The sequence below is a fragment of the Pantoea sp. CTOTU49201 genome, assembly GCF_032054795.1.
Taxonomy (GTDB): domain Bacteria; phylum Pseudomonadota; class Gammaproteobacteria; order Enterobacterales; family Enterobacteriaceae; genus Pantoea; species Pantoea symbiotica.
Genome location: NZ_DAMBSA010000611.1, coordinates 1 through 1,831 on the forward strand (window position 1 = coordinate 1; position 1,831 = coordinate 1,831).

The following is a 1,831-nucleotide window of genomic DNA, read 5'->3' on the forward strand; positions in this document are numbered from 1 at the left end:
TCAGCGCGGTAAAAGCTGGCTGCTGGTGGCGCGGCTCACCGCTTTTCTCTTCATTATCACCACGCTGGTGATTGCCATGAACGCCAGCCACTTCGGCGGCGTGCTGTCGCTGCTGATCATCTGGTTTGGCGGCTTGGTCGGTCCGATCTCCATTCCCATGCTGCTGGGTTTGCTGCCGGCGTTTCGTCGCAGCGGCAGCGCCGCCGCACTGGTGAGTTGGGCGATTGGCGTCGGCACCTTCTTCTGCGTGAAATTTATCTTTACCGATGTCAGCACCGCCACCGTGGTGGCCGCGCCGGTGATGTCTTCACTGGTGCTGTTCGTGGTGATGGGCTGGTTACGCCGTGCGCCGGTGCGCCCGGAAGTGGATCAACTGCTGAACGCACTCAATCAGGATCAGGATGCGCCCGCCGCACAGCGCTGGGCGCACAAAAGCAACGTCTCTCAGGAGGGATAACATGACGCTATTACAACAGGGAACCCGAGATCGCTTACGTATCAAGCGCTTCGCCAGCCGCGCAGCATTAGGTGCGGATTCGGCGCAGGATGTGGCCGCGTTTCTGCGTCAACGGCTGAGTGAACAGCATGTAGTGCGCATGGTGTTTGCCGCTGCGCCTTCGCAAAACGAGTTTCTCGCCGCGCTGGTTACGGCAAAGGATATTGACTGGTCGCGCATTCACGCTTTCCATATGGATGAGTACATCGGGCTGGACGCGGATGCGCCGCAACGCTTTAGCCACTTTTTACGCCAGAAGCTGTTTGATGTGGTGCAGCCTGGCGAAGTCCATTTGATTCCCTCTTGCGGCGATCCTGCCGTGATTTGTGCGGATTATGCTGCAAAACTTAACGCCGCACCGATTGATGCGGTGTGCCTCGGTATTGGCGAGAACGGCCATTTAGCCTTCAACGATCCGCCAGTGGCTGATTTCAGCGATCCCTTCAGCGTTAAGGTGGTGCAGCTGGATGATGCCTGCCGCCAGCAGCAGGTCAACGATGGCTGTTTCGCCACTTTCGAGGCGGTGCCGACCCATGCCGTGACGCTAACGATTCCCGCGCTGATGAGCGGCGCGCGGCTGTTTTGCATGGTGCCGGGCGCCACTAAACGCGCAGCGGTGCGGGCAACGCTTGATGATGCGATCTCCACCGCCTGTCCGGCGACGTGTTTGCGTCAGCATGCCGATTGCACGCTCTATACCGACAGCGATGCTTGCCCGGAGGTGACGTTTGACTAACCTCATTTTGCGCGGCCGCGATTACCGCACGTTGCAACCGATTGAGCTGGAGATTGAGCACGGCACCATTATCGATGTGCGCGCGCTGAGCGAACTGGAAGAGGAGGTTATCCTCGCGCCGGGCTTGGTCGATCTGCAGGTCAACGGCTTTCAGGGCGTCGATTTCAACCACTTTCCCTTCAGCGAAGAGGATGTGCTGCACGCCACGCGCGCGCTGTGGCAGCAGGGCGTCACCAGCTTTTTGCCGACGGTGATCACCGCCATGCCGGAGGAGATTGCGCAGGCGATGCAGCGACTCGCCAGCGCCTGCCAGCATCATCCTGACGTGGCACGCGCCGTGCCCGGTTTTCATCTGGAAGGACCGTTTTTGTCGCCTGAAGATGGGCCGCGCGGTGCGCATCCGCGCGAGGCGATTCGCGCACCGGATATCGCGCTGTTCGACAGCTGGCAGCAAGCGGCACAGCAGCATATTCGCCTGCTGACGCTGTCACCGGAATGGCCGCACAGCGATGCGCTGATCAAGCATTGTGTGGCGCAGCAGGTGCGCGTCGCCATTGGGCACACTTCCGCTACGCCAGAGCAAATTCATGCGGCGGTTG

Annotated in this window: 2 protein-coding genes and 1 pseudogene; all 3 read left to right on the plus strand. The window is 60.3% G+C overall.

What is annotated here, in order from left to right; all coding sequences use genetic code 11:
* A pseudogene (locus tag RTY00_RS24405) lies at positions 1-457 on the plus strand (Na+:solute symporter); the annotation flags it as partial.
* Position 458: 1 nt separating this feature from the next.
* Complete coding sequence (locus tag RTY00_RS24410) at positions 459-1,232, plus strand: glucosamine-6-phosphate deaminase (protein WP_312666693.1); 774 nt, start codon at positions 459-461, stop codon at positions 1,230-1,232.
* Positions 1,225-1,831: amidohydrolase family protein (locus RTY00_RS24415; RefSeq protein WP_312666694.1), on the plus strand; the 607-nt coding region annotated here is incomplete at its 3' end. The genes RTY00_RS24410 and RTY00_RS24415, both read left to right, overlap by 8 nt.

Coding starts and splice junctions, on each gene's coding strand:
- RTY00_RS24410 (WP_312666693.1), top strand. CDS start 459: ATGACGCTATTACAACAGGGAACCCGAGATCGCTTACGTATCAAGCGC.